The sequence below is a fragment of the Streptomyces sp. NBC_00016 genome (genome assembly GCF_045040885.1).
GTDB lineage: Bacteria > Actinomycetota > Actinomycetes > Streptomycetales > Streptomycetaceae > Streptomyces > Streptomyces coriariae.
The window spans coordinates 6765006-6791912 of sequence record NZ_CP108304.1 but is presented as its reverse complement, the minus strand read 5'-3'; the positions used below and the strand labels follow the sequence as shown (position 1 = coordinate 6791912).

Here is a 26907-nt window from a genome sequence, read left to right as displayed (position 1 = left end):
GCGTGGCTTCCGGATCCGATCGCAACCCGATCATCATTGGCGGCCTTCCGAGTCAGGTTCCTGACTTCGACCCCGAGGAAACCCAGGAGTGGCTCGACTCCCTCGACGCCGCGATCGACGAGCGCGGCCGGGAGCGGGCCCGCTATCTGATGCTCCGGCTGATCGAACGGGCCCGCGAGAAGCGTGTGGCCGTGCCCGAGATGCGCAGCACGGACTACGTCAACACCATCCCCACCCGGGCCGAGCCCTTCTTCCCGGGCAACGAGGAGATCGAGCGCCGGATCCTCAACGCGACCCGCTGGAACGCGGCCGTGATGGTGTCCAGGGCTCAGCGGCCGGGCATCGGGGTGGGCGGTCACATCGCCACCTTCGCCTCCTCCGCGTCCCTCTACGACGTCGGCTTCAACCACTTCTTCCGCGGCAAGGACGAGGGCGACGGCGGCGACCAGGTCTTCTTCCAGGGGCACGCCTCCCCGGGCATCTACGCGCGCGCGTTCCTGCTCGACCGGCTGAGCGAACAGAACCTGGACGCGTTCCGCCAGGAGAAGTCGAAGGCGCCGGACGGGCTGTCCTCGTATCCGCACCCGCGTCTGATGCCGGACTTCTGGGAGTTCCCGACCGTGTCGATGGGTCTCGGCCCGATCGGCGCGATCTACCAGGCGCGGATGAACCGCTACATGCACGCGCGCGGGATCGCCGACACGTCGAAGTCGCATGTGTGGGCGTTCCTCGGCGACGGCGAGATGGACGAGCCGGAGTCGCTCGGCCAGCTGACCATCGCCGCACGTGAGGGCCTGGACAACCTGACCTTCGTCGTCAACTGCAACCTCCAGCGCCTGGACGGGCCGGTGCGCGGCAACGGCAAGGTCATCCAGGAACTGGAGTCGGTCTTCCGGGGCGCCGGCTGGAACGTGATCAAGCTGATCTGGGACCGCTCCTGGGACCCGCTGCTCGCCCAGGACCGCGACGGCACCCTCGTCAACCGGATGAACACGACGCCGGACGGCCAGTACCAGACCTACGCCACCGAGTCCGGCGCCTACATCCGCGACCACTTCTTCGGCGACGACCAGCGGCTGCGCGCGATGGTCGAGGGCATGACCGACGACCAGATCCTGCACCTGGGCCGCGGCGGTCACGACCACCGGAAGATCTACGCGGCGTTCAAGGCGGCCGTGGAGCACACCGGCCAGCCGACGGTCATCCTGGCCAAGACGGTCAAGGGCTGGACGCTGGGGCCGAACTTCGAGGGCCGCAACGCCACGCACCAGATGAAGAAGCTGACGGTCTCCGACCTCAAGGGCTTCCGCGACCGGCTGCACCTGCCGATCTCCGACAAGGAGCTGGAGGGCGGCCTCCCGCCGTACTTCCACCCCGGGCGGAACTCGGAGGAGATCCAGTACATGCACGACCGCCGCAAGGGTCTCGGCGGTTACGTCCCGACCCGTGTCGTGCGCTCGAAGCCGCTCGCGCTGCCGGACGACAAGACGTACGCGAGTGTGAAGAAGGGCTCGGGTCAGCAGTCCATCGCGACGACCATGGCCTTTGTGCGGCTCCTCAAGGACCTCATGCGGGACAAGGAGCTCGGCAAGCGCTTCGTGCTGATCGCGCCGGACGAGTACCGCACGTTCGGCATGGACTCCTTCTTCCCGAGCGCGAAGATCTACAACCCGCTCGGCCAGCAGTACGAGGCGGTGGACCGGGATCTGCTGCTCGCCTACAAGGAGTCGCCGACCGGGCAGATGCTGCACGACGGCATCTCGGAGGCCGGCTGTACGGCGTCCCTGATCGCGGCGGGCTCGGCGTACGCCACCCACGGCGAGCCGCTGATCCCGGTCTACGTCTTCTACTCGATGTTCGGTTTCCAGCGCACCGGCGACCAGTTCTGGCAGATGTCGGACCAGCTGGCGCGCGGTTTCGTGCTGGGTGCGACCGCCGGCCGGACGACCCTGACCGGCGAGGGCCTCCAGCACGCGGACGGCCATTCGCAGCTGCTCGCCTCGACGAACCCGGGCTGTGTCGCCTACGACCCGGCGTTCGGCTTCGAGATCGCGCACATCGTGCGGGACGGTCTGCGCAGGATGTACGGCAGTTCCGCCGAGCACCCGCACGGTGAGGACGTCTTCTACTACCTGACCGTCTACAACGAGCCGATCCAGCACCCGGCCGAGCCGGACGACGTGGACGTCGAGGGCATCCTCAAGGGCGTCCACCGCTTCAGCGAGGGCACCTCGGGGTCGATCCCGGCGCAGATCCTCGCGTCCGGTGTGGCCGTCCCCTGGGCGGTCGAGGCGCAGAAGATCCTCGCCGAGGACTGGAACGTCAAGGCGGACGTCTGGTCCGCCACCTCCTGGAACGAGCTGCGGCGCGAGGCCGTCGAGGTCGAGCGGCACAACCTGCTGCACCCGGAGGAGGAGCAGCGGGTGCCGTACGTGACGCGGAAGCTGGCCGGGGCCGAGGGGCCGTTCGTGGCCGTCTCGGACTGGATGCGGTCGGTCCCCGACCAGATCGCGCGCTGGGTGCCGGGCACCTACCAGTCGCTGGGCGCGGACGGCTTCGGCTTCGCGGACACCCGGGGAGCGGCTCGCCGCTTCTTCCACATCGACGCGCAGTCGATCGTGGTGGGGGTGCTGACCGAGCTGGCCAAGGAGGGCAAGGTCGACCGGTCGCTGCTGAAGCAGGCCATCGACCGGTACCAGCTGCTGGACGTGTCGGCGGCGGACCCGGGGGCGGCCGGAGGCGACGCGTAGCGCCAGGCGTGCGAAGGGGTGGTGGAGCCGCGGCTTCACCACCCCTTACTCGTTCTTTACGATGCGGGCATGCAAGAACAATCGGCGCAGAGCCGGTGGGAGCTCCGGACCCAGCGCCCGCTGCTGGGCCTCGCCGTGGTGTTCGCCGTCGCCTACGCCGTGCCGATCGTGGACACCTCGGCCGACCACACGCTGACCACCGCCTGCGGCGCGGTCGAGTGGGTGGTGTGGGGCGCGTTCGCCGTGGACTACGTGGTCCGGCTGGCGCTGACGTCCGACCGGCGACGGTTCGTGCGCACGCACTGGCTGGACCTGTGCGCGGTGTTGCTGCCGCTGGCGCAGCAGCTCAAGCTGCTGCGGCTGGTCTCGACACTGCTGCTGGTGGGGCGGCGGGCGCGGATGGCCTCGCAGATCCGGATGACGACGTATGTCGTGGGGGCGGTCGTCGGGCTGCTGATGTTCGGGTCGCTCGCCGTGCTCTCGGTGGAGCGGGAGTCGCCGGACGGGAACATCCGCACGCTGGGTGACGCGCTGTGGTGGTCGTTCACGACGATGACGACCGTGGGGTACGGGGACCACGCGCCGACCACCGGACTGGGCCGGATCATCGCCGTCGGGCTGATGCTCTCCGGGATCGCGCTGCTCGGTGTCGTGACCGCGAACATCGCCGCGTGGTTCATCGCCCGGTTCGACAAGGACGACGTCGAGGAACGCGCCCAGACGGAGGCGATCCTGGCCCTGACGCATGAGGTACGGGCGCTGCGGGCGGAAGTGGCGGCCCTGCGGGACGGGCCCGAGGGGCCACTGCGGACCGGACCCGAGGGGACCCTGCGGGACGGGACCGAAGGGCCGCTGCGCCCCGGGTCCCCGCCCGCCGTGCCGACCCACCAGCCGTCCCGGTAGGCCGCGGGGCGTGGGGCCGCGCTACAGCAGCCCGTTGCCCGTGCCGGTCGCTCCCGTCAGCCAGATGAGTGCCAGCAGGGTGTCGATCGCGCCGAGGGCGACGGCGACCAGGGCCGGTACCGGACGGGAACCCGCCCAGCTGCGGCCCATGGCCAGCCAGCCGCAGACGATCGCCGCCGGGCCGAGGATGATCCCGAGCGCGAAGAATCCGGCGACCGCGCAGACGAGGCCGACGATGCCGAGCGTCGCGCGATCCGGCCCGGTCCGTGACCCCATGCGGCCACGTGAGCGGGGGTACCTGCGCGTGCCGTTTCCGAAGCCGGCCATCGAACAACTCCCTGGATTCCGGGGATGTGTTGTTCTTCGGGTACCCGCGACACGCGGAACATTCCCCGCAGTTGCCGGGCAGTCGGCGCGCTGTCCCCCTCCGGCAGCGCGCCGCGGCCCTGGCCGTCCTCCCATCCGGAGGACTTGACTAACTGTGACCTGCGGCGCGTGCCGGATGCGAGGAACCTTTAGCGTTGTCACCCTGATAGGGGAAAGTTGTTGAAGTTCCGTCAGATATGACCCACGCCCGCGCCCGCTTCCGCGTTCTCGCCCCGCTTGGTGAGCAGCGCGACGAACACGGCGACGACCGCGACCCCGGCGGCGACCAGCGAGGCGAGGCTCATCCCGGAGATGAACGTGTCGTGGGCGACGTCCGTGATCTTCGCGGCGATCGCTTCGGGGGTGCCCTTGGCCACCGGTGCCACGCCGACCTGGACCGCCTCGGAGGCCTGGTCCAGCTGGGCGGGGGTGAGCTCGGGCAGGCCCGCGCCCTTCCAGTTGGCGGGCAGGTCACCGTCCACCTTGGAGGCCATCACGGCACCCAGGACGGCCGTACCGAGGCTGCCGCCGATCTGCATGGCCGCCTGCTGGAGGCCGCCCGCGACGCCGGACAGCTCCATGGGGGCGTTGCCCACGATGACCTCCGTCGCGCCGACCATGACGGGGGCGAGACCGAAGCCCAGCAGGGCGAACCAGATCGACATGAGACCGCTGCCGGTGTCCGTCTCCAGCGTGGACATGCCGTACATGGCGATCGCGGTGGCGGCCATACCGCCCGCCAGCGGGATGCGCGGGCCGAGCTTGGTGATCGCCGCGCCCGCGAGCGGGGAGCCGACGATCATCATGCCGGTCAGCGGAAGCAGGTGCAGGCCCGCGTCGATCGGGCTCATGCCGTGCACGTTCTGGAGGTAGAACGTCACGAAGAACAGGCCGCCCATGAAGGCGATCGCCATCAGGACCATGAGGACCACACCCGCCGACAGCGGGACCGAGCGGAACAGGGCCAGCGGGATGAGCGGCTCCTTCACCTTCGTCTCCCAGAAGGCGAAGGCCGCGAAGAGCACCGCGGAGCCGACCAGGAACGCCCAGGTCAGGCCGTCGGCCCAGCCCCAGGTCGGCGCCTTGATCAGGGCCCAGACCAGGCAGAACATCGCGCCGGAGAGGAAGGCGATGCCGAGCAGGTCGAAGGAGCGCGGGGCGTTCTCGGCGCGGTGGTCGAGCAGGATCACCACGCCCAGGACCAGGGCGAGGGCGCCGACCGGCACGTTGATGAAGAACACCGACTGCCAGTTGACGTGCTCGACGAGGACACCGCCGAGGATCGGGCCGCCGGCGGTGGACGCGCCGATGACCATGCCCCACAGGCCGATGGCCATGTTGAGCTTCTCGGCCGGGAAGGTCGCGCGCAGCAGACCCAGCGCGGCCGGCATCAGCAGGGCGCCGAACAGTCCCTGGAAGACGCGGAAGGTGACGACCAGCGCAATGCTGTCGGAGAGGCCGATCGCGCCGGAGGCGGCCGCGAAGCCGACGACGCCTATCAGGAACGTCTGGCGGTGGCCGAAGCGGTCACCGAGCTTGCCCGCGGTGATCAGGGAGACCGCGAGGGCGAGGAAGTAGGCGTTGGTGATCCACTGGACCTCGGCGAAGGTGGCGCCCAGGTCGCTGGCGATGGCCGGGTTGGCGATGGCCACGATGGTGCCGTCGAGGGCCACCATCATGACGCCGACGGCGACGGTGATGAGGGTGAACCACGGGTGGCCGCGCAGCCCCTTGGCGGGCGGTCCGTCCGACGGGTCCGCCGGTGTCCCGCCCGGTCCCGTCGCGTCGATGGTGGTCTGACTGGTCATGCGTTCGAGGTTAGTGACAGCCGCTGACAATTGACAAACGAGTTCAGAAGTCGGTAACTGACACATCATGGAAACTCTGCGTGAGCGCAAGAAACAGCGCACCCGGGACGCGCTGCTGCGCGCCGCCGTGGAGCTGTTCACCTCGCAGGGCTACGACGGGACCACCGTCGACGAGATCGCCGCCGCCGTCGACGTCTCGCAGCGCACCTTCTTCCGCTATTTCGCCGGGAAGGACGAGGCCGCGCTCGCCCTGGTGGAGATGACGGTGGAGCGGTTCGTCGAGGCGGTGCGCGCACGCCCCCCGCACGAGCCGCCGCTCGAGGCGCTGCGCCAGGCGGTACTGGACGGCTGGTACTCGATCAACGAGGTCGTCGAGTCCGTCGTACCCGTGGAGCTGTATCTGCGCATGTACCGGGTGATCGAGTCGACGCCGGTGCTGCTCGCCGCGCATCTGCGACGCTCGGTGGAGGTGGAGGAGGACCTCGCGCGGGTGATCGCCGAGCGTGAGGGACTCGACGTGGACGCCGATCCGCGGCCGCGGCTGGCGGTGGCCGTGTTCAGCGGGGTGATGCGGGTGACGGAACGGCAGTGGTCCACCGGCGCGGACTTCAGCCTGGACCGGATCCGCGCGCTGACTTCCCTGTATCTCGACGGGGTGGGTCCCGCCCTGCTGGGCGACTGGCGCGAGGCCTGACGGACATACGCGAGGGCTGGCGGACATAGAGGCCTAAAGGCCTTTATGACCCTTGCCACGTCCGCTGAAACGTGATCCCCGTCACTTGGGTCACCCGAGACCCTCTCGTTCTCCTAGTGTGTCCTTTCAGTGACTTCCTTCGACACCTCCCCGCAACTCAACGTCTGGCGCGCACTGGCCGCCCTGGCCGTGGTGTTCGTGATGCTGGCGACCACCGGCTGGACGGCCCTGCGCCACCAGCGGGAGACCACCGCGCTGCAGACCTCGCGCTCGGAGTGGGAGCACGGCGTGCTGGCCGGGCACCGGTTGCCGGACCCCGGCTCCGCCCCCGCCCGGCTCGCCCGCTTCTTCGCCTCGCTGACCGCCCCGCAGCGCGCCGTGCTCGTGCACGACTACCCGCTCGCGGTGGGCAACATGAACGGCGCCCCCGCCGAACTGCGCTACCGCGCCAACCGGGTGGCCCTGCTCCAGCAGATCCGGCTCGAGCGCACCCGCATGCACGACAGCCGGCTCACGTCCTCGGGGCAGCAGCTGGCCGGCCGGCGCATGCACCGCTACGAGTCGATGAGCACCACCGACCGGCAGATCCTCGCCTTCGATCCGGAGGGCTCCGGCCGGGTCGCCGAGGTGTTCGGCAGCCTCGACAAGGCCGAGCGGATCTCCGTCGTCGTCCCCGGCGTCGACACCGACCTGCTCACCTTCCAGCGCACGAACCGCAAGTACTCGGCGCCGGTCGGCATGGCCCAGGCCCTCTGGTCGGCCGAGCGCGAGGCGAGCCCCTCGACGCCCACGGCCGTGATCGCCTGGGCCGACTACACCTCCCCCGACGGCCTCGGCATCGACTCGGCCACCGCGATGCGCGCCGAGAGCGGCGCCGTCCGGCTGAACGCCCTGCTGACCGCCCTGCCGGGCAGCGCGCCCGTCTCGATGTTCTGCCACAGCTACGGCTCGGTGGTGTGCGGGGTCGCCGCGCACTCCATGCCGGACCGGGTGGCCGACATCGCGGTGGCCGGCAGCCCCGGGATGCGGGTGGAGAACGCGGCCCAGCTCGACACCGACGCCCGGGTGTGGGCGATGCGGGACGCCGACGACTGGGTGCAGGACGTGCCGCACCTGGAGGTCGGCGGTCTCGGACACGGCGAGGACCCGATGGCGCGGGAGTTCGGCGCGCGGGTGCTGTCGGCGCGGGAGGCCAAGGGCCACGGCGGCTACTTCGAACCGGGTACGGACAGCCTGCGCAACTTCGCCGAGATCGGCACTGGCGCGTACCGCTCGGTGGAGTGCGCCCACGATGATGCCGCCTGCACGGCGGGTTTGTCCGATACGACAGAGGCCGGACGCGCGTAGAGACGCAGGAATTGCGGCGCGCGCGGGGAGGGGACGAAGAATGGGTGTCCCGCATACGATGAGCCGCATGGGTGACGTACTGGCCGGATTTCATGCCGCCTGGGAGTTCGAGTCCGACTCCGTCCTCATCCGCTACGAACGGGGGCTGCGCACGCCCAAGCTGCTGTCGGCACTGGGCGAGCGCCGGATTCCGCTGGCGGCCATCGGTCGGGTGACCCTGACCGCCGGCAAGCGCGGAACGGTCGTGCTCCAGGCGGAGCCGAGGCCGGGAGCCGACCCGTTGATGGAGGCGGCCGCGGGACAGCTCAAGGAAGGGTGCGACCCGTACCGGCTGGTGCTGCCCGCCGAACGGGAGACGCTCGCCGAGTACTACGCCGACGAGCTGCGGGCGCGGCTGACCGACTCCGGGCCGGCGGAACGGTTCCTCGTGGACGCGCCCGAGGCGCCGCTGTCGTTCAAGGCGTACGACGGAAAGGCCTCGTTCGACGGGCGCACCGTGCGGTTCCGGTGGTTCTGGACGGGCGCGTCGTCGGCGAAGTGGAAGGCCGGCGACCAGAGCTTCGCCGTGTCCGCGCTGACCGGGGTCGAGTGGCGGTCGCCCGAGGTGTTCGAGGGGCATCTGCGGCTGCTGCGCGGCGAGGCCGCTCCGGCCCAGGCCGACCAGGATCCGGCGACCGTCGTCTTCGGGCTGGGGTACGGGCCGGTGCACGAGTCGCTGCCGTTCGCGGCGGCGGTCCTCGCGGCGGTCCGCGGGCGCGGATCCGCGGCGGCGGTCCAGGCGGCGGCCGTCCCGGCAGCGGCCGTGGTCGCGCCGCGCCGGGACCCCGCCGACATCGCCGAGCGGATCCGCCACCTCGGGGAGCTGCACCTGGCCGGGCTGGTCACCGACGAGGAGTTCTCCGCCAAGAAGGCCGAGTTGCTGGCCGAGCTCTAGGGCCCGACCCGAACGGGCGGGCCCCGGCTCTCACTCGCGTCCGGCGGAGGTGAACCTCATGTCCGGGTAACGGTCGCCCGCCACCTTGCCCGCGATGGGCTCCAGCGACGCCAGTTCCTCCGGCGTCAGTTCGACGGCCGTGGCCGCCGTGTTCTCCTCGACCCGGGTGGGCTTGCGGGTGCCCGGGATCGGGACGACCGACAGGCCGTGGACCCGGGACTGCTGCTGGACCCAGGCCAGCGCGATCTGGCCGGGCGTCGCCCCGTGGGCCTGCGCGATCGCGCGGATCGGGTCCAGGAGTGCCCCGTTGGCGGCGGCGTTGTCGCCGGTGAAGCGGGGCTGCTGACGGCGGAAGTCGTCGGCGGTGAGGTCCTGGTCGGCGTCGGCGAAGGAGCCGGTGAGGAACCCCCGGCCGAGCGGGGAGTACGCGACCAGGGTCACGCCCAGTTCACGTGCCGCCGGGACCACCTGGGCCTCGATGTCGCGGCTGAACAGCGACCACTCCGACTGCACCGCGGCGATGGGGTGGACCTCCTGGGCCGCGCGCAGTTCGGCGGCCGTCACCTCGCTCAGGCCCAGCTGCTTGACCTTGCCCTCGCGCACCAGTTCGGCCATCACGCCGACGGTGTCCTCGATCGGCACGTTCACATCGCGCCGGTGCATGTAGTAGAGGTCGATGACGTCGACGTCCAGCCGGCTCAGGCTCGCCTCGACGGACTGCCGGATGTAGGGCGCGTCGTTGCGGATGATCCGCCGGGTCGGGTCGTCCGGCGGGACCGCCAGGGCGAACTTGGTCGCGATCACGACCTCGTCGCGGTGGGCCTTGAAGAACGGGGAGAGGAACTTCTCGTTCTCGCCCGCGCCGTACGCGTCCGCCGTGTCGTACATCGTGACGCCGAGCTCCAGGGCGCGTTCCAGGGTGGCCCGGGACTCCTTCGCGTCCGAGGGGCCGTAGGCGAAGCTCATGCCCATGCAGCCGAGGCCCTGAGCACCGATCTCGGGGCCCTGTCCGCCGAGTCGGGCCGTCGGGATCCTGTGGTCGGTCATCGGGCGGTCCCTTCCACTTCGTGGTACTGGACGCCGGTGGCGTCCGCATAGAAATTGATCTTGCGGTCGAGCACGGCGAGGGTGTCCTGGAGTTCGGCGATCCGGGCCCGGACGTCCCGCCGGGTCGCCTCCAGCAGCTCGTACCGCTCGCGGAACGTGTTCTCGCCCTCCCGCACCAGCTCGGCGTACCGCACCATGTCGGCGACCGGCATACCGGTCAGCCGCAGCTTCCCGACGAGGTCGAGCCAGTCCAGGTCACGGTTGCTGTAGCGGCGCTGGCCGGTGTGCGAGCGGTCGATGTGGGACATCAGCCCGATCCGCTCGTACCAGCGCAGGGTGTGGGCGGTGAGGCCGGTGAAGGCGACGACCTCGCTGATCGTGTAACTGTCCTGCCCGTCCGGACGGGGGTGCCGCGGGGGTGGCGCGGAGCAGACGTCCGGCGGGTTCGGGGTTTGCTCGATGGTCACGGGCGTGGTCTGCAACACCGTCATGTCCTCCACGCTATGGCCTTGGAGTGCGCTCCAAGCAAGCGGAATCGGTAAGAAAACCGGGGGACGCGGCTTGATCACGCTGGTCGGCGTGCGGGGCATGAGTCTCGTACGCCGTGCCCTGCTACGGGAGCGGCTGTCCGAGCCGGACCCCTTGATGGAGCCGCCGCTCCGGGACGCTTAGGCTCGACGGCATGTCGCTCAAGAGCCTCGCGCTGATCGAGAACTGGCCGGTTCCCTCCGCCTCGGCGGGTGTCGTACGGGCCGACGGTACGGTCCTGGGGACCCATGGCCCGGTCGGCCGGCGCTTTCCGCTGGCCTCGGTCACCAAGCCGCTCGCCGCGTACGCCGCCCTCGTCGCGTACGAGGAGGGGGCGATCGAGCTGGACGAACCGGCCGGGCCGCCCGGGGCCACGGTCCGCCATCTCCTCGCGCACACCTCCGGGCTGGCCTTCGACGAGCACCGGGTGACGGCGCCTCCCGGGGAGCGGCGGCTGTACTCCAACGCCGGGTTCGAGCAGCTCGGCGACCACCTGGCGAAGGCCACGGAGATCCCGTTCGCGGAGTATCTGCGTCAGGCGGTGCTGGAGCCGCTGGGCATGACCGGCACCTCCCTGGAGGGCTCCCCGGCGAAGGACGGCGTCTCGACGGTCGAGGACCTGCTGCGGTTCGCGGCGGAGGTGCAGGCGCCCCGGCTGCTGGATCCGCGGACGGTGGCGGCGGCGATGACCGTGCAGTACCCGGGGACGAAGGGCGTGCTGCCGGGGTACGGGCACCACAACCCCAACGACTGGGGGCTCGGCTTCGAGATCCGCGACTCCAAGTCGCCGCACTGGACGGGGAGTTCCTCATCGCCGCGCACCTTCGGGCACTTCGGCCAGTCCGGTACGTTCCTGTGGGTCGACCCCGAGGCGGGCGTCGCCGGGGTCGCCCTGACGGACCGGGCGTTCGGACCGTGGGCGGTCGAGGCCTGGCCCGCGTTCACGGACGCGGTGCTGGCGGAGGTCCGGGGCTGACCTCCTGGCCCCCCGCACCGAAGACCCGGATCAGCCGAAGACCCAGATCAGCAGCTCCGCGTCGGTCATGCCCACCGCCTCCACGTCCTTCGCGTCCGTGATGCGTGCCGCGTCCCCCGGCGCCAGCTCCTCGCCGTCCAGGCGGGCTTCGCCGCGTACGACGTGGACGTAGACGTGCGGCGCGTCCGGCACCGCCGTCCGCTCCCCCGCGCCCAGGCGCCGTACGTGCAGCATCGCGCCCGCCTCCGGGACGGCGTACGGGGTGGAGTCGGCGATGCCGCGGACCGTCCCGTAGGACGGGTCGCCGCCGGGGTCGAAGGGGGCCAGCCACAGCTGGACGAAGACCAGGGGCACGTCGGCGTCGTTGCGTTCCACGTGCCGTACGCCGCCCGCGGAGCTGAGCCGCTGCACGTCCCCGGGGCGGATCACGCTCTCGTGGCCGGCCGAGTCACGGTGCGTGAGCTCGCCCTCGACCACCCAGGTCACGATCTCGGTGTGGCTGTGGGGATGCTCGTCGAAGCCGGCGCCGGGTGCGAGGCGCTCCTCGTTGCAGGCGATCAGCGGACCGAAGCGGAGGTTGCCGGGGTCGTAGTGGGGGCCGAAGGAGAAGGCGTGCCGGGTGTCGATCCCGGCGGCCGGGTCCCCGCCTCGGTAGCGCTCGTCGGCGCGCCGTACGTCCATCACGCGTCCACGGTAGACCCGCCGCCGCCCGGGCGATGACCGCGTGCCGCGCCCTCCCGCGACCCGGCGGCGCACGCCCCCGTCCCGATAAGGCAGTCTTGTCCCGTGCCCGAACCCGAAACCAGTCACCCCGATCCCGCGGCGCACGCCGTCCACCCCCACCCCGCGACGCTGAAGCGGCTGGAGAAGTCCTCCGGAAGTCTCGCCGCCCAGGCCATCGCGCGGATGGACGAGACACTGTCGTGGTACCGGGCGATGCCCCCGGAGAACCGTTCCTGGATCGGGCTGGTCGCCCAGGCGGGCATCGCCGCCTTCACCGAGTGGTTCCGGCACCCGGACGCCCCGCAGGCCATCTCCACGGATGTGTTCGGGACCGCGCCCCGTGAACTGACCCGGGCCATCACCCTGCGCCAGACCGTCGAGATGGTGCGCACCACCATCGAGGTCATGGAGTCCGCGATCGACGAGGTCGCGGCCCCCGGCGACGAGAACGTGCTGCGCGAGGCGCTCCTCGTGTACGCCCGGGAGATCGCCTTCGCCACCGCCCAGGTCTACGCCCAGGCCGCCGAGGCACGCGGCGCCTGGGACGCCCGGCTGGAGTCGCTCGTCGTGAACGCCGTACTGAGCGGTGAGGCCGACGAGGGAGCGGTGAGCCGGGCCGCGGCCCTCGGGTGGAACGCGCCCGAGCATGTGTGTGTGGTCCTCGGGACCGCGCCCGACGGGGACTCCGAGCTGACCGTCGAGGCGATCCGGCGGGCCGCGCGACACGCCAAGCTCCAGGTCCTCACCGGGGTGCTCGGCTCCCGGCTGGTAGTGATCGCCGGTGGCAGCGACAACCCGCTCGCCGTCGCCAGGTCGCTGATCGGGCCGTTCGCCGCGGGACCCGTGGTGGCCGGACCCGTCGTACCCGACCTGCTCGCCGCGACCCGGTCCGCACAGGCCGCCGCGGCCGGGCTCAAGGCCGGTTCCGCCTGGCAGGACGCACCCCGGCCGGTGCTGGCGGACGATCTGCTGCCGGAACGCGCGATCGCCGGTGATCCCGGTGCGCGTGAGCAGTTGGTGGAGGAGATCTACAGACCGCTCGAAGAGGCCGGGTCGGCACTCCTGGAGACGCTCGCCGTCTATCTCGAACAGGCGTCCAGCCTCGAAGGGGCCGCCCGGATGCTCTTCGTTCATCCGAACACCGTGCGCTACCGGCTTCGACGTGTGACTGACGTCACCGGTTGGTCGCCTTCGGATGTACGCTCCGCGTTCACGCTCCGGATCGCGCTGATCCTGGGGCGCCTGGTCGACGGCGATCCCCAGACCTAGGCTTTTGTCGGGGCTCCACAAAACCCCCTGCCGTTCTTCGTCCCTGTCCCCACGGGCGGCTTTGGCCGTCCACAAGAGAGAGTGTGAGAGTGCTCGTACTCGTCGCTCCCGGCCAGGGCGCCCAGACGCCCGGCTTCCTGACCCCCTGGCTCGAACTCCCCGGTGCCGCCGCCCGCGTCGCCGCGTGGTCGGACGCCATCGGCCTGGACCTCGCCCACTACGGCACCCAGGCCGACGCGGACGAGATCCGTGACACCTCGGTGGCCCAGCCGCTGCTGGTGGCCGCCGGAATCCTGTCCGCCGCGGCACTCGGTGACGTCCGCGACATCGCGCCCGGCGCGGTCGCCGGCCACAGCGTCGGCGAGATCACCGCCGCGACCTTCGCCGGCGTCCTCGACGACACCGCCGCGCTGACCCTCGTCCGCAAGCGCGGCCTGGCCATGGCCGCCGCCGCCGCGATCACCGAGACCGGTATGTCCGCGCTGCTCGGCGGCGACCCCGAGGTCTCCGTCGCGCACCTGGAGAAGCTGGGGCTGACCCCGGCGAACATCAACGGCGCGGGCCAGATCGTCGCAGCGGGCACGCTGGAGCAGCTCGCCGCGCTGAACGAGGACAAGCCCGAGGGTGTCCGCAAGGTCGTCCCGCTGAAGGTCGCCGGCGCCTTCCACACGCGCCACATGGCGCCCGCCGTCGAGGCCCTCGCCAAGGCCGCCGTGGAGCTCACGCCGGCCGACCCGAAGATCCGTTACGTCTCCAACCGCGACGGGCAGTCCGTCGCCACCGGCGCCGAGATCCTGGAGCGGCTGGTCGGCCAGGTCGCCAACCCGGTCCGCTGGGACCTGTGCATGGAGACCTTCAAGGAGCTCGGCGCGACCGCGCTGATCGAGGTCTCCCCCGGCGGCACGCTGGTCGGCCTCGCCAAGCGCGCCCTGCCCGGTGTGAAGACGCTGGCGCTGAAGACCCCCGACGACCTCGACGCCGCTCGCGAGCTCATCGCCGAGCACGGCGTCGCCTGAGGAGCCCTGATGGCGAAGATCAAGCCCAGCAAGGGCTCCCCGTACGCGCGGATCCTCGGGGTCGGCGGCTACCGGCCCGTCCGGGTCGTCCCCAACGAGGTGATCCTCGAGACGATCGACTCGTCCGACGAGTGGATCCGCTCGCGTTCCGGCATCGAGACCCGGCACTGGGCGAACGACGAGGAGACCGTCGCCGCCATGTCCGTCGAGGCGTCCGGCAAGGCCATCGCCGACGCCGGGATCACCGCCGAGCAGATCGGCGCGGTGGTCGTGTCGACCGTCTCGCACTTCAAGCAGACGCCGGCCGTCGCCACCGAGATCGCCGACAAGCTCGGCACGAACAAGGCCGCCGCCTTCGACATCTCGGCCGGCTGCGCGGGCTTCGGCTACGGCCTGACCCTCGCCAAGGGCATGGTCGTCGAGGGCTCCGCGGAGTACGTCCTCGTGATCGGTGTCGAGCGGCTGTCCGACCTGACCGACCTGGAGGACCGCGCGACGGCCTTCCTGTTCGGCGACGGCGCGGGCGCGGTCGTGGTCGGCCCGTCCAAGGAGCCGGCGATCGGTCCGACCGTCTGGGGTTCCGAGGGCGACAAGTCGGAGACCATCAAGCAGACCGTGCCGTGGACGGACTACCGCGACGGCGAGGTCGCCAAGTTCCCCGCGATCACGCAGGAGGGCCAGGCGGTGTTCCGCTGGGCCGTCTTCGAGATGGCGAAGGTCGCCAAGGAGGCGCTCGACGCCGCCGGCATCACCGCCGACGAACTCGACGTCTTCATCCCGCACCAGGCCAACGAGCGGATCATCGACTCGATGGTGAAGACTCTCAAGCTGCCGGAGTCCGTCATGGTCGCCCGTGACGTGCGCACCACCGGCAACACCTCGGCCGCCTCGATTCCGCTCGCGATGGAGCGGCTCCTGGCGACCGGCGAGGCGAAGAGCGGCGACACCGCGCTCGTCATCGGATTCGGGGCGGGTCTCGTCTACGCCGCCACTGTCGTTACCCTCCCCTAGGCACTCCGTGCCGGATCAACCGGTCCGGTGCGGGAGACACCCCATGCCACACCCTCTGGAATATCAAAGAAGGAGCGCCAAATGGCCGCCACTCAGGAAGAGATCGTCGCCGGTCTCGCCGACATCGTGAACGAGATCGCCGGCATCCCGGTTGAGGACGTCCAGCTGGACAAGTCCTTCACCGACGACCTGGACGTCGACTCGCTGTCCATGGTCGAGGTCGTCGTCGCCGCCGAGGAGCGCTTCGAGGTCAAGATCCCGGACGAGGACGTCAAGAACCTCAAGACCGTCGGCGACGCGACGAACTACATCCTCAAGAACCAGGCCTGATCCATCGGCCCCCTGGGCTGAACTGCCCCGCCACCCGGCGGTGGCGCCGCTGAATCCTCGTAACGTTGGAGAAAGAATCCGTGAGCCCGACCAATCGCACCGTGGTCGTCACCGGTATCGGCGCAACCACACCGCTGGGTGGCGACGCAGCCTCTACCTGGGAGGGTCTGGTCGCCGGTAAGTCCGGTGTCAAGGTCCTGGAGCATGAGTGGGCGGCCGAGCAGGCCGTCCGTATCGCGGCCCGCGTCGCGGTGGAGCCTCTCGAGGTCCTGCCGCGGCCGCAGGCCCGCAAGCTGGACCGCTCGGCGCAGTTCGCGCTGATCGCGGCCCAGGAAGCCTGGAAGGACGCCGGTTTCTCCGGCAAGGCCGGTGAGGACGGCAGCGAGGGCGACGTCGACCCCGACCGGCTCGGCGCGGTCATCGCCTCCGGCATCGGCGGCGTCACCACCCTGCTCGACCAGTACGACGTGCTGAAGGAGAAGGGCGTCCGCCGCGTCTCCCCGCACACCGTGCCCATGCTGATGCCGAACAGCCCCTCCGCCAACGTGGGTCTGCTCGTGGGCGCCCGCGCGGGCGTGCACACGCCGGTGTCGGCGTGCGCGTCGGGCGCGGAGGCCATCGGCTACGCCATCGAGATGATTCGTACGGGCCGCGCCGACATCGTGGTCGCCGGCGGTACGGAGGCGGCGATCCACCCGCTGCCCATCGCCGCGTTCGGCAACATGATGGCGATGTCCAAGAACAACGACGACCCGCAGGGCGCCTCGCGTCCCTACGACGTCGCCCGCGACGGTTTCGTCATGGGCGAGGGGGCCGGCGTGATCGTCCTGGAGTCCGCCGAGCACGCCGCGCAGCGCGGGGCCCGGGTGTACGCGGAGGCGGTCGGCCAGGGCATCTCCTCCGACGCCCACGACATCGTGCAGCCGGAGCCCGAGGGCCGCGGTATCGCGCACGCCCTCCAGAACCTGCTGGACAGCACCGACCTGAACCCGGCGGAGATCGTGCACGTCAACGCGCACGCCACCTCGACGCCGGCCGGTGACGTGGCCGAACTGAAGGCGCTGCGCAAGGTGTTCGGTGACGACACCGACCACATGGCGATCTCCGCGACCAAGTCGATGACCGGTCATCTGCTGGGTGGCGCGGGTGGCGTGGAGTCCGTCGCGACGGTCCTCGCGCTGTACAACCGGGTCGCTCCGCCGACCATCAACGTCGAGAACCTCGACCCCGAGGCCGAGGCCGCCGCGGACATCGTGCGGGGCGAGGCGCGCAAGCTGCCCGTGGAGGGCCGTATCGCCGCCCTGAACGACTCGTTCGGGTTCGGTGGGCACAACGTGGTGCTGGCGTTCCGTACGGTCTGAGCGGCGCCTGTACACAACCGAAGGGGCCCCACCTGCGAAGGTGGGGCCCCTTCGGGCTTTTGCGGTCTTCGGGCTTTTGCGGTCTTCGGGCTTTTCCGGTCTCACACGACCTGGTGCAGCCAGCGCACCGGAGCTCCTTCGCCCGCGTATCTGAACGGCTCCAGTTCGTCGTCCCACGGCTTGCCGAGGAGCTTGGAGAGTTCGGCCTCCAGGTCCGTCTCGCCGCGCTGACTGCGCAGCAGGGCGGCGCGCAGCCGGTCCTCGGGGATGAGGATGTCGCCGTGGATGCCGGTGACGGCGTGGAAGATGCCCAGGTCCGGCGTGCAGCTGTAGCGCTCGCCCTCGGCGGTGGCGCAGGGCTCGGCGGTGACCTCGAAGCGCAGCAGGTGCCAGCCGCGCAGCGCGGAGGCCAGCTTGGACGCGGTGCCGACCTCGCCCTTCCAGGAGAACTCCGAGCGCCAGGTGCCGGGCGCGGCGGGCTGCCGGATCCAGTCGAGGTTGACGCGCGTGCCGAGCACCCCGGCGACGGCCCACTCGACGTGCGGGCACAGCGCGCGCGGCGCGGAGTGCACGTACAGAACTCCACGTGTCGTCACCGGGACCTCCGGGCAGAGCGGGACAGTCTTGCAGGCCGGCATGGCTGCGGTCGCAGGCAGCCGCGTTGATGGCGAGGCTACCGTGCGGCGGCGCAAGGAGTGTGACGTACCGTCGGTCCCAGTGCCGTGAAACCTCCGCCATTCACTCGGCAGGACGCCTGTGCGGGCGTGAGGCGTTCCATCTTGTGGGTGTGATTCGCCGGGAACTCCCGCGCGTTGTCATAGGGGGGCGATGTTCGAGGAGCGAGGGGAACACCAGCGGATGCGGAAACGGAACCGGCACGCGCGGGCCGTGCTCGCGGGCACGACGGCGGCCGTCCTGGGCCTGGCCGGCTGTGACGCACTGGGGGGCGGCGATGCCGAGGGATCCTCGGGCACCGGGGCCCGGGAGGCGAAGCCGTCGCCGTCGCCGACCCCGTTGTGGGACTCCAGCCCGTCCTCCGTGGCGGCGGTGGGCGACTCCATCACGCGCGGCTTCGACGCGTGTACGGTGCTCGCGGACTGCCCCGAGGCGTCCTGGGCCACCGGCGCCAGCACCGAGGTGAACAGCCTCGCCGTCCGGCTGCTGGGCGCGGCGAAGGCGGCCACGCACAGCTGGAACTACGCGGCGACCGGGGCGCGGATGGCGGACGTGCCGGCCCAGATGGCCCAGGCGGCGGCCGAGAAACCGCAGTTGGTGACGGTGATGGCGGGGGCGAACGACGCGTGCCGGGAGTCGGCGGCGGCGATGACGTCGGTGGCCGACTTCCGCGCGGAGTTCCAGGACGCGTTGAGCACGCTGCGCCGCGCGCTGCCGAAGACGCAGGTGTATGTGACGAGCGTGCCGAACCTCAAGCGCCTGTGGTCGCAGGGGCGGACGAACGTGCTGGGCAAGCAGGTGTGGAAGCTGGGTCTGTGTCCGTCGATGCTGGGCGACGCGGACGCGCTGGACGCGGCGGCGACCGCGCGGCGGGAGACCGTGCAGAAGCGGGTGGAGGACTACAACTCGGTGCTGGCGGAGGTCTGCGCGAAGGACGTGCGGTGCCGGTTCGACGGCGGGGCGGTGTACGACTTCAGGTTCGGAACCGACCAGTTGAGCCACTGGGACTGGTTCCACCCGAGCAAGGACGGACAGGCGCGGCTCGCTGAGCTGGCCTATCAGGGGGTCACCGCGAAGGCCTCGTGATTTAGGGTTTCGCTCATGAGCGAACACTTCGGAACACTTTCCGACGGCACTGTGGTGCACCGCTGGACCCTGGAGCGGGCGGGCACCCGGGTGCGGGTCCTTTCGTACGGCGGGATCGTGCAGTCCGTCGAGGTCCCCGACCGGGACGGGCGCGCGGCGAACGTGGTGTTGGGGTTCGCGGACCTGGAGGGCTATCTCGCGCACCCGGAGCCCTTCCTCGGCGCGCTGATCGGGCGGTACGCCAACCGGATCGCGCACGCCCGCTTCCCGTTGGACGGCGTGACGTACGCGCTGGAGCCGAACAACGCGCCGAACTCCCTGCACGGCGGCGCGCACGGCTTCGACAAGCGGGTGTGGGACGTCCGGCCGGTCGAGCACGGGCTGCGGCTCAGCCGGGTCTCACCGCACGGCGAGGAGGGCTTCCCGGGCCGCCTCGAGGTCACGGCGACGTACACGCTCGACGCGTCGGGGGCGCTGCGGTTCGTGTACGAGGCGGTCACGGACGCGCCGACGGTGGTGAACCTGACCAACCACAGCTACTTCAACCTGGGCGGTCCGGGGAGCGGGAGCGCGGGCGGCCACGAGCTGCGGCTGGCCGCCTCCCGGTACACGCCGGTGGACGCGGACCTGATCCCGACGGGTGAGTTCGCCGAGGTGGCGGACGGCCGCTTCGACTTCCGTGCGGCCCGCAAGGTCGGCGCCGGCTACGACCACAACTTCGTGCTCGACAAGGGCGTCACGGACACCCCGGTCGAGGTGGCCGAGCTGCACGATCCGGCGTCCGGGCGGGTGCTGACGGTGGCGACCACCGAGCCGGGGCTCCAGCTGTACACCGCCGACCATCTGGGCGAGCCCTTCGAGCCCGGCGAGGGCGTCGCGCTGGAGACCCAGCACTTCCCCGACTCGCCGAACCGGCCGGAGTTCCCGAGCACCGAGCTGCGGCCGGGGGCCGCGTACCGGTCGGAGACGGTGTACGGCTTCTCCGTCAGGTAGGGGCCGCGGGGCGCCCGGGGAGCGCGCGTCGGAAAAGATGTTGCCCCGGTCCAGGGGTCAGGTCCCGGACCGGGGCTGTCAGTGGGGCGTCGGGCGCCGGTTCACACGTTAATCGTCGCGGTGATCCTGCGGTCGGCGATCGAGCGGCCCACCTGGATTTCGTACGAACCTTTCACAAAGGACCACCGGTGGTCCGCCTCGTCCCACACCTCGAAGGCCCGGTTCGGGATCTCCACGGTGACCTCGGCGCTCTCCCCCGGGCCCGCCTCGACGCCGGCGAAGCCGGCCAGCCAGCGGGCCGGGCGTTCGGGCGCCGGGGCCGTCCCGGTGGGCGCGAGGTAGATCTGCACGACCTCGCGCCCCGGCCGCGCGCCGCTGTTGCGGATCCGCACGGTGACCGTGGAGCCGGTGATGTCGGCCGACTCGTACGTCCAGTCGGTGTAGCCGAGGCCGTGGCCGAAGGGGTGGACGGGGGTGCGGTGCGCCTTCTCCCAGGCGCGGTAGCCGATGAAGACGCCCTCGTCGTAGACGAGTGCGCCGTCGGTGGGGGTGACCTCGGTGACGGGGGCGTCGTCGAGGGAGCCCCAGGTGGTGGGCAGCCGGCCGCCGGGTTCGTGGGCGCCCGTCAGGACGTCCGCCAGGGCCGCTCCGCCCTCCTGGCCGGGGAACCAGGTGAGCAGGACGGCCGCGACGTCCTCGCGCCACGGCAGTTCCACCGGGGAGCCCGCGTTGACGACCACGACGGTGTTCGGGTTGGCGGCGGCGACGGCACGGACCAGGTCGTCCTGCCGGCCGGGGAGGCGGAGGTCCTTGCGGTCGAAGCCCTCGGACTCGACGCGTTCGGTGGTGGCGACCACGACGACGGCCGTGTCGGCGGCCCGCGCCGCCAGGGCCGCCTCGGCGATCAGCTCGTCGGGGTCGCGCTGCGGCTCCTGGTGGGCCAGGGCGAAGGCGATGGCCTTGAAGGGGACGCCCTCGGGCAGCGCGAAGACGTGGGTGAGGGAGACCTCGACCGGTTCACCGGCGGTCAGCCGGGCCTCGGCGCGGGGCACCGGGGCGCCGAAGAACGCCTCGAAGGGGTCACTGTCGTCGGCGGGACGCTGGACGTCGTCGTAGTACGTCGTCCCGCCGACGGTGAGGGTGAAGCCGCCCGTGCCCTTGATGCCGAAGGTGTGCGGGCCGCTCTCGCGCGGGGTGAAGGTGCCGGTCAGTTCGACCGTGTGGACGCGGTCGTGGGTGACGCCCTCGGGCAGGTCCGTGCCCATCCACTGGATCTGGCCGCTCGGCGCGGACCGGGTGCCGATGACGGTTCCGGCGGCGTCGCGGCAGATCGCCCGCAGCGCGAAGCCCTTGTCGGCGACGGCGAGTTCGGTGGTGGGGTCGGCACCGACCGCGTAGCTGAGGGTGCCCTCGGGGAGCGCGGCGGTGAGGCCGTCGAGCGGGGAGACCGTGCGGGCCGGGAAGACGGTCGCGGAGCCGCCGCCGAGCACCCGGGCGTCGCGGGCGGCCGCGCCGACGAGGGCGACGGTGCCGGGCCTGAGCGGCAGCGCGTCGTCCTCGTTGCGGACCAGGACGAAGGAGCGGCGGGCCAGTTCGCGGGCCAGGGCCTCACCGTCGACGGGGGCGGGCAGCCGGGTGACGGCCGGTTCGGCGTCCGCGAGGGCGCCGACGCGGGCGGCCAGCCGCAGGACGCGGCGTACGGCCGCGTCGACCTCGGACTCGTCGAGCCGGCCGTCGCGTACCGCCTCCGCGAGGGCCTCGCCGTAGACGGTCCGCGGTCCGGGCATGGCGACGTCGAGGCCGCCCTTCAGCGCGCCCACGGTGTCGCGGGCGGCCATCCAGTCGGACACGTTGAAGCCGTCGAAGCCCCAGGTGTCGCGGAGCACCTCGTTCACGAGGTGGTGGTGCTCGGTCATGGTCGTGCCGTTGACCGTGTTGTAGGCGGTCATGACGCCCCAGGGGCGGGCGTGCTCGACGATGGCCTCGAAGGGGGCCAGGTACAGCTCGCGCAGGGCGCGTTCGCCGACCAGGTTGTCCACGGTGAAGCGGTCGGTCTCGGCGTCGTTGGCGACGAAGTGCTTGACGGTGGTGCCGACACCGCCGGACTGGACGCCGTTCACATAGCCCGCGCCGATCACCCCCGTCAGGTGGGGATCCTCGCTGTACGCCTCGAAGTGACGGCCGCCGAGCGGGGAGCGGTGCAGGTTGACCGTGGGGGCGAGCAGGACGTGGACGCCCTTGCGGCGGGCCTCCTGGGCCAGGAGGACGCCGGCGCGGTGGGCGAGTTCCGGGTCCCAGGTGGCCGCGAGGGCGGTCGGGGAGGGCAGCGCGACGGACGGGTCGTCGGCGGTCCAGCGCACACCCCGGACGCCCACGGGGCCGTCGGACATGACGAGGGACTTCAGTCCGATCTCCGGCAGCTCGGGCAGCGACCACCTGTCCTGGCCGGCCAGCAGCCGGGTCTTGGCGTCCAGGTCGAGCCTGCCGAGGGCCTTCTCGACGGCCGCTTCCGTTCCCGCCTCGGTTCCCGCCATGGCGGCGCCTCCTCGTTGCGATGCACGGACCCTTCCATCCTGCCCTCGGCGGCCTGCGGGCGAATCAAGGGCGCAACCACCGATTGAGCACCCCCGCGCATGCCCGGGGCGTTCCGGGACCTCCTGCTGCTGGGCGCGGACGACCCCGACCGGCCGGCCTAGGCAGCGGTGCCGGGGCCGCCGCGCCGGGCCGCGGGGACCGCCGCCACCACCTCGATCTCGATCTGCGCCTCGGGCCGGAACAGCCGGGACACCTCGAAGGTCATGCTGGTCGGCGGGGTGCCGGTGAGGAACTCCTGGCGTACGGCGCCGTATTCGGCGAGCCTGTCGATGTCCGTGAGGTAGGTCCGGATGTTGACGACGTTCGCCAGGCCCGCCCCGTGCGCCCTCAGCAGGGCGTCGATCGTCTCGAAGACGCCCCGGCTCTGCTCGGCGAGCGTGGCGCCCTCGGCGATCTGCCCGGAGAGGAACAACAGGGCGCCGCCGTCCGCCTGTTGGACGCGGGCGACCTGGGAGTAGTAGGCGTTCAGGGGCCGGGGGGCACCGGCGGGGTTGTCGAGGGTGATCTCCATGTCCCGACGCTAGGACGGGACTTGCGATGCGACAAGCGAATGTCCAGCATGGCGGTCATGCCGGATCCGCATCGCACGGCCCTGCCCGAACTCTCCACCGTCTGGCTGCGGGCGTTCTTGGAGGTGGTCCGCCACGGCTCGTTCACCGTCGCCGCACGGACCCTGGGGTGGACCCAGTCCGCGGTGTCCCGGCAGATCTCCTCGCTGGAGGCGGCCCTGGGCGGCGACCCGCTCTTCGACCGGCTGCCCCGGGGGGTGCGGCTGACGGAGGCCGGGCGGGCGCTGGTGCCGTACGCGGAGTCCGTCGCCGAGGCCCTGCACGGTGCGCGGCGCGAGCTGGCCGCGCTGCGGGAGGGCGCGGAGGGGCGGCTGCGGTTCGGGGCGTTCGCGTCGGCGGACGCGGCGCTGGTACCGCGCGCCCTGGCCGCGTTCCGGGCCCGCTGTCCCGGTGTGCGCGTGACGAGGGAGGAGGGGCTCACCCCGGCGCTGCTGGAGCGGCTGGGCGCCGGACACCTCGACCTGGCGGTGGTGTCCACGACGGGCCGCGCGGCGCTGGAGTCGTACGCGCTGCGTCACCTCCTGGACGAGTCGCTCCACGTCGCCGTCCCGGCCGGGCATCCCCTGGCGGTCCGCGGGGGGCCGGTGCGGCTGGGCGAACTCGCCGACGCCGACTGGGTGTCCGGCTCCGCCCGGCCCGAGGGCACCCTCCTCGACGCGGCGCTGCGGGAGGGCTTCCGGCCGCGGGTGGCGCACGTCGTCGCCGAGTGGACCGCCAAGCAGGGCTATGTCGCCGCGGGCCTCGGCGTCGCCCTGGTCCCGGCGCTCGCCGCCTCGTCCGTACGCCCGGACGTCGTGCTGCTGCCGGTGCTCGACGAGGACGCCCCGGCGCGGGCGGTGTACGCGGCCACGGAACGGGGGCGCTCACCGGCCCCGGCGGCGGAGGCGTTCGTCACCGCGCTGCGGGAGGCGGCGACGGCGATCCCCGGCGCCATGGCGTAGACCACTTCGGTCACGGGATACTTCCGCCGTCCCACCCCACGCTCTCCCCCACAGCGACGGAAGGACCCGCACTCCGTGTATCCCGCATACTCCGCGCATTCCCTGCGCGTTCGCGTCGGCGTTCTGGCTCTGGCCCTGTCGGCCGGGCTCGCCATTCCCACCGCCACCGCCACCGCCACAGCCACAGCCACCGAGGCGGTGCCCACCCTCACGGTCGAGGAACAGCGTCTGGCGCAGGCCGTCCCCCAGGAGATCCTCGCCCGGTCCGGGTTCGACGCGGTGGCTCCGCGTCTCGCCCGGCTGCTGGAGGCCTCGCACTCCTACGCCCGGGCCCGTCAGGTCGTCACCCGCGAGGGCGCGGCCCTGTGGCGGCGGGCGGTGGACCGGGTCCAGGGGCGCGGCCCCGTCGGCGGGGACCTCAGCCGGGACGACGACCGGCCGCTGTACTGGGCGCGGCTCGGCATGACGAGCGAAGTACGCACCTGGCAGCCCGGCTTCGCGGTCACCGACGGCCAACGGGCCGCCCTGCTCGACGCCTTGGAGCGCACCTCGCGCGGACAGAGCGACCTGCACCTCGCGCACCGGACCAAGGGCCTCAAGCGCGTTCTGGTCACCGGCTTCGACCCGTTCACCCTGGACCGGGACATCCGGATCTCGAACCCCTCGGGGGCGACGGCGCTCGCCCTCGACGGCACGGTGATCCGGACCGCGGACGGCCCGGCGCGGGTCGAGACCGCCGTGTTCCCGGTGCGCTGGCAGGACTTCGCGGAGCAGACGGTGGAACGCGCCCTGCGGCCGTATCTGCCGCACGTCGATCTGTTCACCACCGTCAGCCAGGGCCGCGTCGGCCGCTTCGACGTGGAACGCACCAACGGGGCCTGGCGCGGCGGCTTCCCCGACAACGAGAACATCGGCCGTACGGAGACGGTCCCGGTCACCGACCCCGCCGCGCAGCCGCAGTGGACGACCACGACGCTGCCGTACACGGCGATCGTGGCGGCGGACACGGGCCGGTTCCCGGTCTACGACAACACGAGCGTCACCGAGATACCGGTGGGCGGTACCGAAGCCGTCGTCCGGCCGGACGGGCCGACGGCGGGGTCGACCGCACGGGCCGGGGGCGGCGGGAACTACCTCTCCAACGAGATCGCCTACCGGGCCACCCTGCTCCGCGACCGGCTGGGGCTGCACGACAGCCTGCCGGGCGGGCATGTGCACACGCCGGTCCTCCAGTTCGCGGCGGGCAACACCCAGGACGTGACCGATCCGGAGTTCGTGCGGAACCGGCTGGACATCGTCGCCCAGGTACGGGCGATCCTGGCCGTGGCCGTGGCGGCCGGGAGGTAGGTGCGCGCGGCCCCCGGTTCCCGGGTCAGTGCGAGGGCGCCAGCGCCAGGCTGACGCCCAGGCCCGCCAGGACCGAGCCGATGACCTTGTTGAGGACCTTCTGGCCGCGCAGCATCAGCGTGCGCATGCGGTCGTGGGAGAAGAAGACGGCGACCACGCCGAACCACAGCAGATGCGCCAGCGACATGAACAGGCCATAGCCGACCTGCTCCTGGACCGGCGTGCCGGGGCTGACGACCTGGGAGAACGTGGAGACGACGAAGAGGGTCGTCTTCGGGTTGAGGACGTTGGTCAGGAACCCCGCGCGCAGGGCCGCGAGCGGGGTCAGCCCGGTCCTGCCGGTGAGGTCGACCTCGACCTCGCCCTTGGTGCGGAAGGTACGGACGCCGATGTAGATCAGGTACGCCGCGCCGATCAGCTTGATCACGGTGAAGAGGAACGTGGACGACGCGATCAGCAGGCCCACGCCGAGCATCGTGTACGTGACGTGGACGAGGACGCCCGCGGCGACTCCGGTCGCCGCGAGCAGTCCCGTACGGCGGCCGTAGAGGTAGCTGTTGCGGACGATCATCGCGAAGTCGGCGCCGGGGGCGATGACCGCCAGCACAGTGATGAGGGCGACGGCGAGCAGCTCGGTCATGAGGTGGCGTTCTCCTCTTTCGGGGTGTCGGCACCGTCGGCCCGGTCGCCCTCGTCGATCTCCTCGCCGAGCAGTTCACGGGCCAGCAGGGTGGCACCCGCGACCGCGCCCGGCATCAGGAACACCGCGACGACCGGCACCAGGAAGGCCAGCCCCAGGGGGGTGCCGAAGCCCCAGATCAGGGTCTTGCGGGAGCGGAGCAGGGCGAGCCGGGCCCGCAGGTCGACGCCCCGGCGCTGGAGGGCGACGGCGACGAGTTCCTCGGTGAGGAAGAAGCCGGTGACGAAGAAGCCGATCACCGGGACCACCGTCTGCCCGACGACCGGGATGAACCCGAGGGCGAACAGCAGCACGGCCCACAGCAGCGCGCGGCACAGGATGCGCAGGCTGTCGCGGGCGGAGATCCACAGCTCGCGCCAGAGCGGCAGCCCGGACTCGGGGGCCGTACCGTCGGGCGAGACGTCCCGGTCGACCTTCTCGGAGAGGCTCTCGTAGAACGGCTGCCCGATGAGCAGGGTGACCGCGGTGAAGGTGAGGACGGCGAGCAGCAGTCCGAGGGTGAACAGCACGACGACGAGGAAGCCGCGGAACAGTCCGCGCCAGGGGCTCGTCCAGTCGTCGGCGAACGGTGTCGACCACCCGACGAAGTCCTCGCCCCACACCGCGAGCGCCACCAGGGCCGCCGCGTAGAGGACAAGTGTGATCAGGCCGGGAACGAGACCGAACCCGTACTGCTTGCCGTGCCGGGCCACCCACCGCTGGCCCTTCAGGAGGTACGTGAACCCCGCCCCTAGATCGCGCATGGCCGAACTCTATCGGTCGTGCACATTTCACGGCCCGGGGCCGACCCGGGCCCGCGTGCCGTGCGCGGCGCGCCCTCGCGGCGGCCCTCGTAGGCCATCCGGGGCATCGCTGACACCAACACCCTCTTGATGCAGTTGAGTCGAACAGGTACACCTCGCCGTACCGATCTCCGGAAGCAACGATCTCGGCCAGGT

25 protein-coding genes are annotated in these 26907 nt (G+C 71.6%); 15 read left to right on the top strand and 10 right to left on the bottom strand.

Going from position 1 to position 26907, the window contains the following annotated elements; translation table 11 throughout:
* The first annotated feature begins 2 nt into the window (after positions 1–2).
* Positions 3–2750 (top strand): pyruvate dehydrogenase (acetyl-transferring), homodimeric type, encoded by a 2748-nt coding sequence (gene aceE / locus OG933_RS30035; RefSeq protein ID WP_362524136.1) that lies wholly within the window; start codon positions 3–5, stop codon positions 2748–2750.
* A 69-nt stretch (positions 2751–2819) separates the two neighbouring features.
* Entirely contained in the window at positions 2820–3653 is an 834-nt protein-coding gene (locus tag OG933_RS30030; RefSeq protein ID WP_405629827.1) for a potassium channel family protein, read from the top strand.
* A 21-nt stretch (positions 3654–3674) separates the two neighbouring features.
* Here the strand turns inward: OG933_RS30030 and OG933_RS30025 are convergent, their stop codons facing one another.
* Positions 3675–3980: a small hydrophobic protein gene (locus OG933_RS30025; RefSeq protein WP_362524140.1), complete on the bottom strand. Its 306-nt coding sequence runs from the start codon at positions 3978–3980 to the stop codon at positions 3675–3677.
* Between the two features lie 230 nt (positions 3981–4210).
* A complete protein-coding gene (locus OG933_RS30020; protein WP_362524143.1) occupies positions 4211–5827 on the bottom strand; it encodes an MFS transporter in 1617 nt (538 codons plus the stop codon).
* 67 nt (positions 5828–5894) lie between these two features.
* On the opposite strand from OG933_RS30020, the gene OG933_RS30015 reads away from it, so the two are divergent.
* The 3 genes from OG933_RS30015 (at position 5895) to OG933_RS30005 (ending at position 8802) form a co-directional block, all read left to right on the top strand.
* The gene (locus OG933_RS30015; RefSeq protein ID WP_405629826.1) at positions 5895–6521 is read left to right on the top strand and encodes a TetR family transcriptional regulator; all 627 of its coding nucleotides are present in this window, start codon (positions 5895–5897) and stop codon (positions 6519–6521) included.
* Between the two features lie 129 nt (positions 6522–6650).
* The gene (locus tag OG933_RS30010; protein WP_405629823.1) at positions 6651–7868 is read left to right on the top strand and encodes an alpha/beta hydrolase; all 1218 of its coding nucleotides are present in this window, start codon (positions 6651–6653) and stop codon (positions 7866–7868) included.
* Between the two features lie 58 nt (positions 7869–7926).
* The gene (locus OG933_RS30005) at positions 7927–8802 is read left to right on the top strand and encodes a DUF4429 domain-containing protein (RefSeq protein WP_362265112.1); all 876 of its coding nucleotides are present in this window, start codon (positions 7927–7929) and stop codon (positions 8800–8802) included.
* Between the two features lie 30 nt (positions 8803–8832).
* Here OG933_RS30005 and OG933_RS30000 read toward each other — a convergent pair whose 3' ends face one another.
* Together OG933_RS30000 and OG933_RS29995 are read right to left on the bottom strand one after the other, a co-directional pair.
* Positions 8833–9849 (bottom strand): aldo/keto reductase, encoded by a 1017-nt coding sequence (locus tag OG933_RS30000; protein WP_267020151.1) that lies wholly within the window; start codon positions 9847–9849, stop codon positions 8833–8835.
* On the bottom strand, positions 9846–10340 hold the full coding sequence (locus tag OG933_RS29995; protein ID WP_405629822.1) for a MerR family transcriptional regulator: 495 nt from the start codon (positions 10338–10340) through the stop codon (positions 9846–9848). The genes OG933_RS30000 and OG933_RS29995 overlap by 4 nt, the downstream gene beginning before the upstream one ends.
* A 191-nt stretch (positions 10341–10531) precedes the next feature.
* Between OG933_RS29995 and OG933_RS29990 the strand changes: the two genes are divergently transcribed.
* Positions 10532–11353 carry a serine hydrolase domain-containing protein gene (locus OG933_RS29990; protein WP_362524153.1) on the top strand — a complete coding sequence of 274 codons (822 nt, stop codon included), beginning with the start codon at positions 10532–10534 and terminating at the stop codon, positions 11351–11353.
* 30 nt (positions 11354–11383) lie between these two features.
* Here the strand turns inward: OG933_RS29990 and OG933_RS29985 are convergent, their stop codons facing one another.
* Positions 11384–12034 (bottom strand): pirin family protein, encoded by a 651-nt coding sequence (locus OG933_RS29985; protein ID WP_405633561.1) that lies wholly within the window; start codon positions 12032–12034, stop codon positions 11384–11386.
* A gap of 105 nt (positions 12035–12139) precedes the next feature.
* Here OG933_RS29985 and OG933_RS29980 point away from each other — a divergent pair, with 105 nt between their 5' ends.
* The 5 genes from OG933_RS29980 (at position 12140) to OG933_RS29960 (ending at position 17063) form a co-directional block, all read left to right on the top strand.
* Positions 12140–13345 (top strand): CdaR family transcriptional regulator, encoded by a 1206-nt coding sequence (locus OG933_RS29980; protein WP_020126928.1) that lies wholly within the window; start codon positions 12140–12142, stop codon positions 13343–13345.
* An 89-nt stretch (positions 13346–13434) separates the two neighbouring features.
* A complete protein-coding gene (locus OG933_RS29975) occupies positions 13435–14361 on the top strand; it encodes an ACP S-malonyltransferase (protein WP_142264059.1) in 927 nt (308 codons plus the stop codon).
* A 9-nt stretch (positions 14362–14370) separates the two neighbouring features.
* The gene (locus tag OG933_RS29970) at positions 14371–15372 is read left to right on the top strand and encodes a ketoacyl-ACP synthase III (protein WP_020126930.1); all 1002 of its coding nucleotides are present in this window, start codon (positions 14371–14373) and stop codon (positions 15370–15372) included.
* 81 nt (positions 15373–15453) lie between these two features.
* Positions 15454–15702, top strand: a complete 249-nt coding sequence (locus OG933_RS29965; RefSeq protein ID WP_020126931.1) for an acyl carrier protein — start codon at positions 15454–15456, stop codon at positions 15700–15702.
* Between the two features lie 80 nt (positions 15703–15782).
* The gene (locus tag OG933_RS29960) at positions 15783–17063 is read left to right on the top strand and encodes a beta-ketoacyl synthase (protein WP_020126932.1); all 1281 of its coding nucleotides are present in this window, start codon (positions 15783–15785) and stop codon (positions 17061–17063) included.
* A 101-nt stretch (positions 17064–17164) separates the two neighbouring features.
* On the opposite strand, the gene OG933_RS29955 is transcribed toward OG933_RS29960, so the two are convergent.
* Positions 17165–17659, bottom strand: a complete 495-nt coding sequence (locus tag OG933_RS29955) for a DUF3145 domain-containing protein (RefSeq protein ID WP_028806347.1) — start codon at positions 17657–17659, stop codon at positions 17165–17167.
* 262 nt (positions 17660–17921) lie between these two features.
* On the opposite strand from OG933_RS29955, the gene OG933_RS29950 reads away from it, so the two are divergent.
* Entirely contained in the window at positions 17922–18824 is a 903-nt protein-coding gene (locus tag OG933_RS29950) for an SGNH/GDSL hydrolase family protein (protein WP_405629817.1), read from the top strand.
* A gap of 15 nt (positions 18825–18839) precedes the next feature.
* Complete coding sequence (locus OG933_RS29945; RefSeq protein ID WP_405629814.1) at positions 18840–19817, top strand: aldose epimerase family protein; 978 nt, start codon at positions 18840–18842, stop codon at positions 19815–19817.
* A 101-nt stretch (positions 19818–19918) separates the two neighbouring features.
* Here the strand turns inward: OG933_RS29945 and OG933_RS29940 are convergent, their stop codons facing one another.
* A complete protein-coding gene (locus tag OG933_RS29940; RefSeq protein ID WP_405629811.1) occupies positions 19919–22351 on the bottom strand; it encodes a glycoside hydrolase family 3 protein in 2433 nt (810 codons plus the stop codon).
* Positions 22352–22509: 158 nt separating this feature from the next.
* Positions 22510–22923, bottom strand: coding sequence for a RidA family protein (locus tag OG933_RS29935; protein WP_362524165.1), 414 nt, complete (start codon positions 22921–22923; stop codon positions 22510–22512).
* A 57-nt stretch (positions 22924–22980) separates the two neighbouring features.
* Here OG933_RS29935 and OG933_RS29930 point away from each other — a divergent pair, with 57 nt between their 5' ends.
* Together OG933_RS29930 and OG933_RS29925 are read left to right on the top strand one after the other, a co-directional pair.
* On the top strand, positions 22981–23922 hold the full coding sequence (locus OG933_RS29930; protein ID WP_405629807.1) for a LysR family transcriptional regulator: 942 nt from the start codon (positions 22981–22983) through the stop codon (positions 23920–23922).
* A gap of 75 nt (positions 23923–23997) precedes the next feature.
* Positions 23998–25269, top strand: a complete 1272-nt coding sequence (locus OG933_RS29925) for a pyroglutamyl peptidase (protein ID WP_405629804.1) — start codon at positions 23998–24000, stop codon at positions 25267–25269.
* Positions 25270–25294: 25 nt separating this feature from the next.
* Here OG933_RS29925 and OG933_RS29920 read toward each other — a convergent pair whose 3' ends face one another.
* Together OG933_RS29920 and OG933_RS29915 are read right to left on the bottom strand one after the other, a co-directional pair.
* On the bottom strand, positions 25295–25909 hold the full coding sequence (locus OG933_RS29920) for a LysE family transporter (protein ID WP_362524173.1): 615 nt from the start codon (positions 25907–25909) through the stop codon (positions 25295–25297).
* Positions 25906–26712 carry an EI24 domain-containing protein gene (locus OG933_RS29915; protein WP_405629801.1) on the bottom strand — a complete coding sequence of 269 codons (807 nt, stop codon included), beginning with the start codon at positions 26710–26712 and terminating at the stop codon, positions 25906–25908. The genes OG933_RS29920 and OG933_RS29915 overlap by 4 nt, the downstream gene beginning before the upstream one ends.
* Positions 26713–26907: the final 195 nt, after the last annotated feature.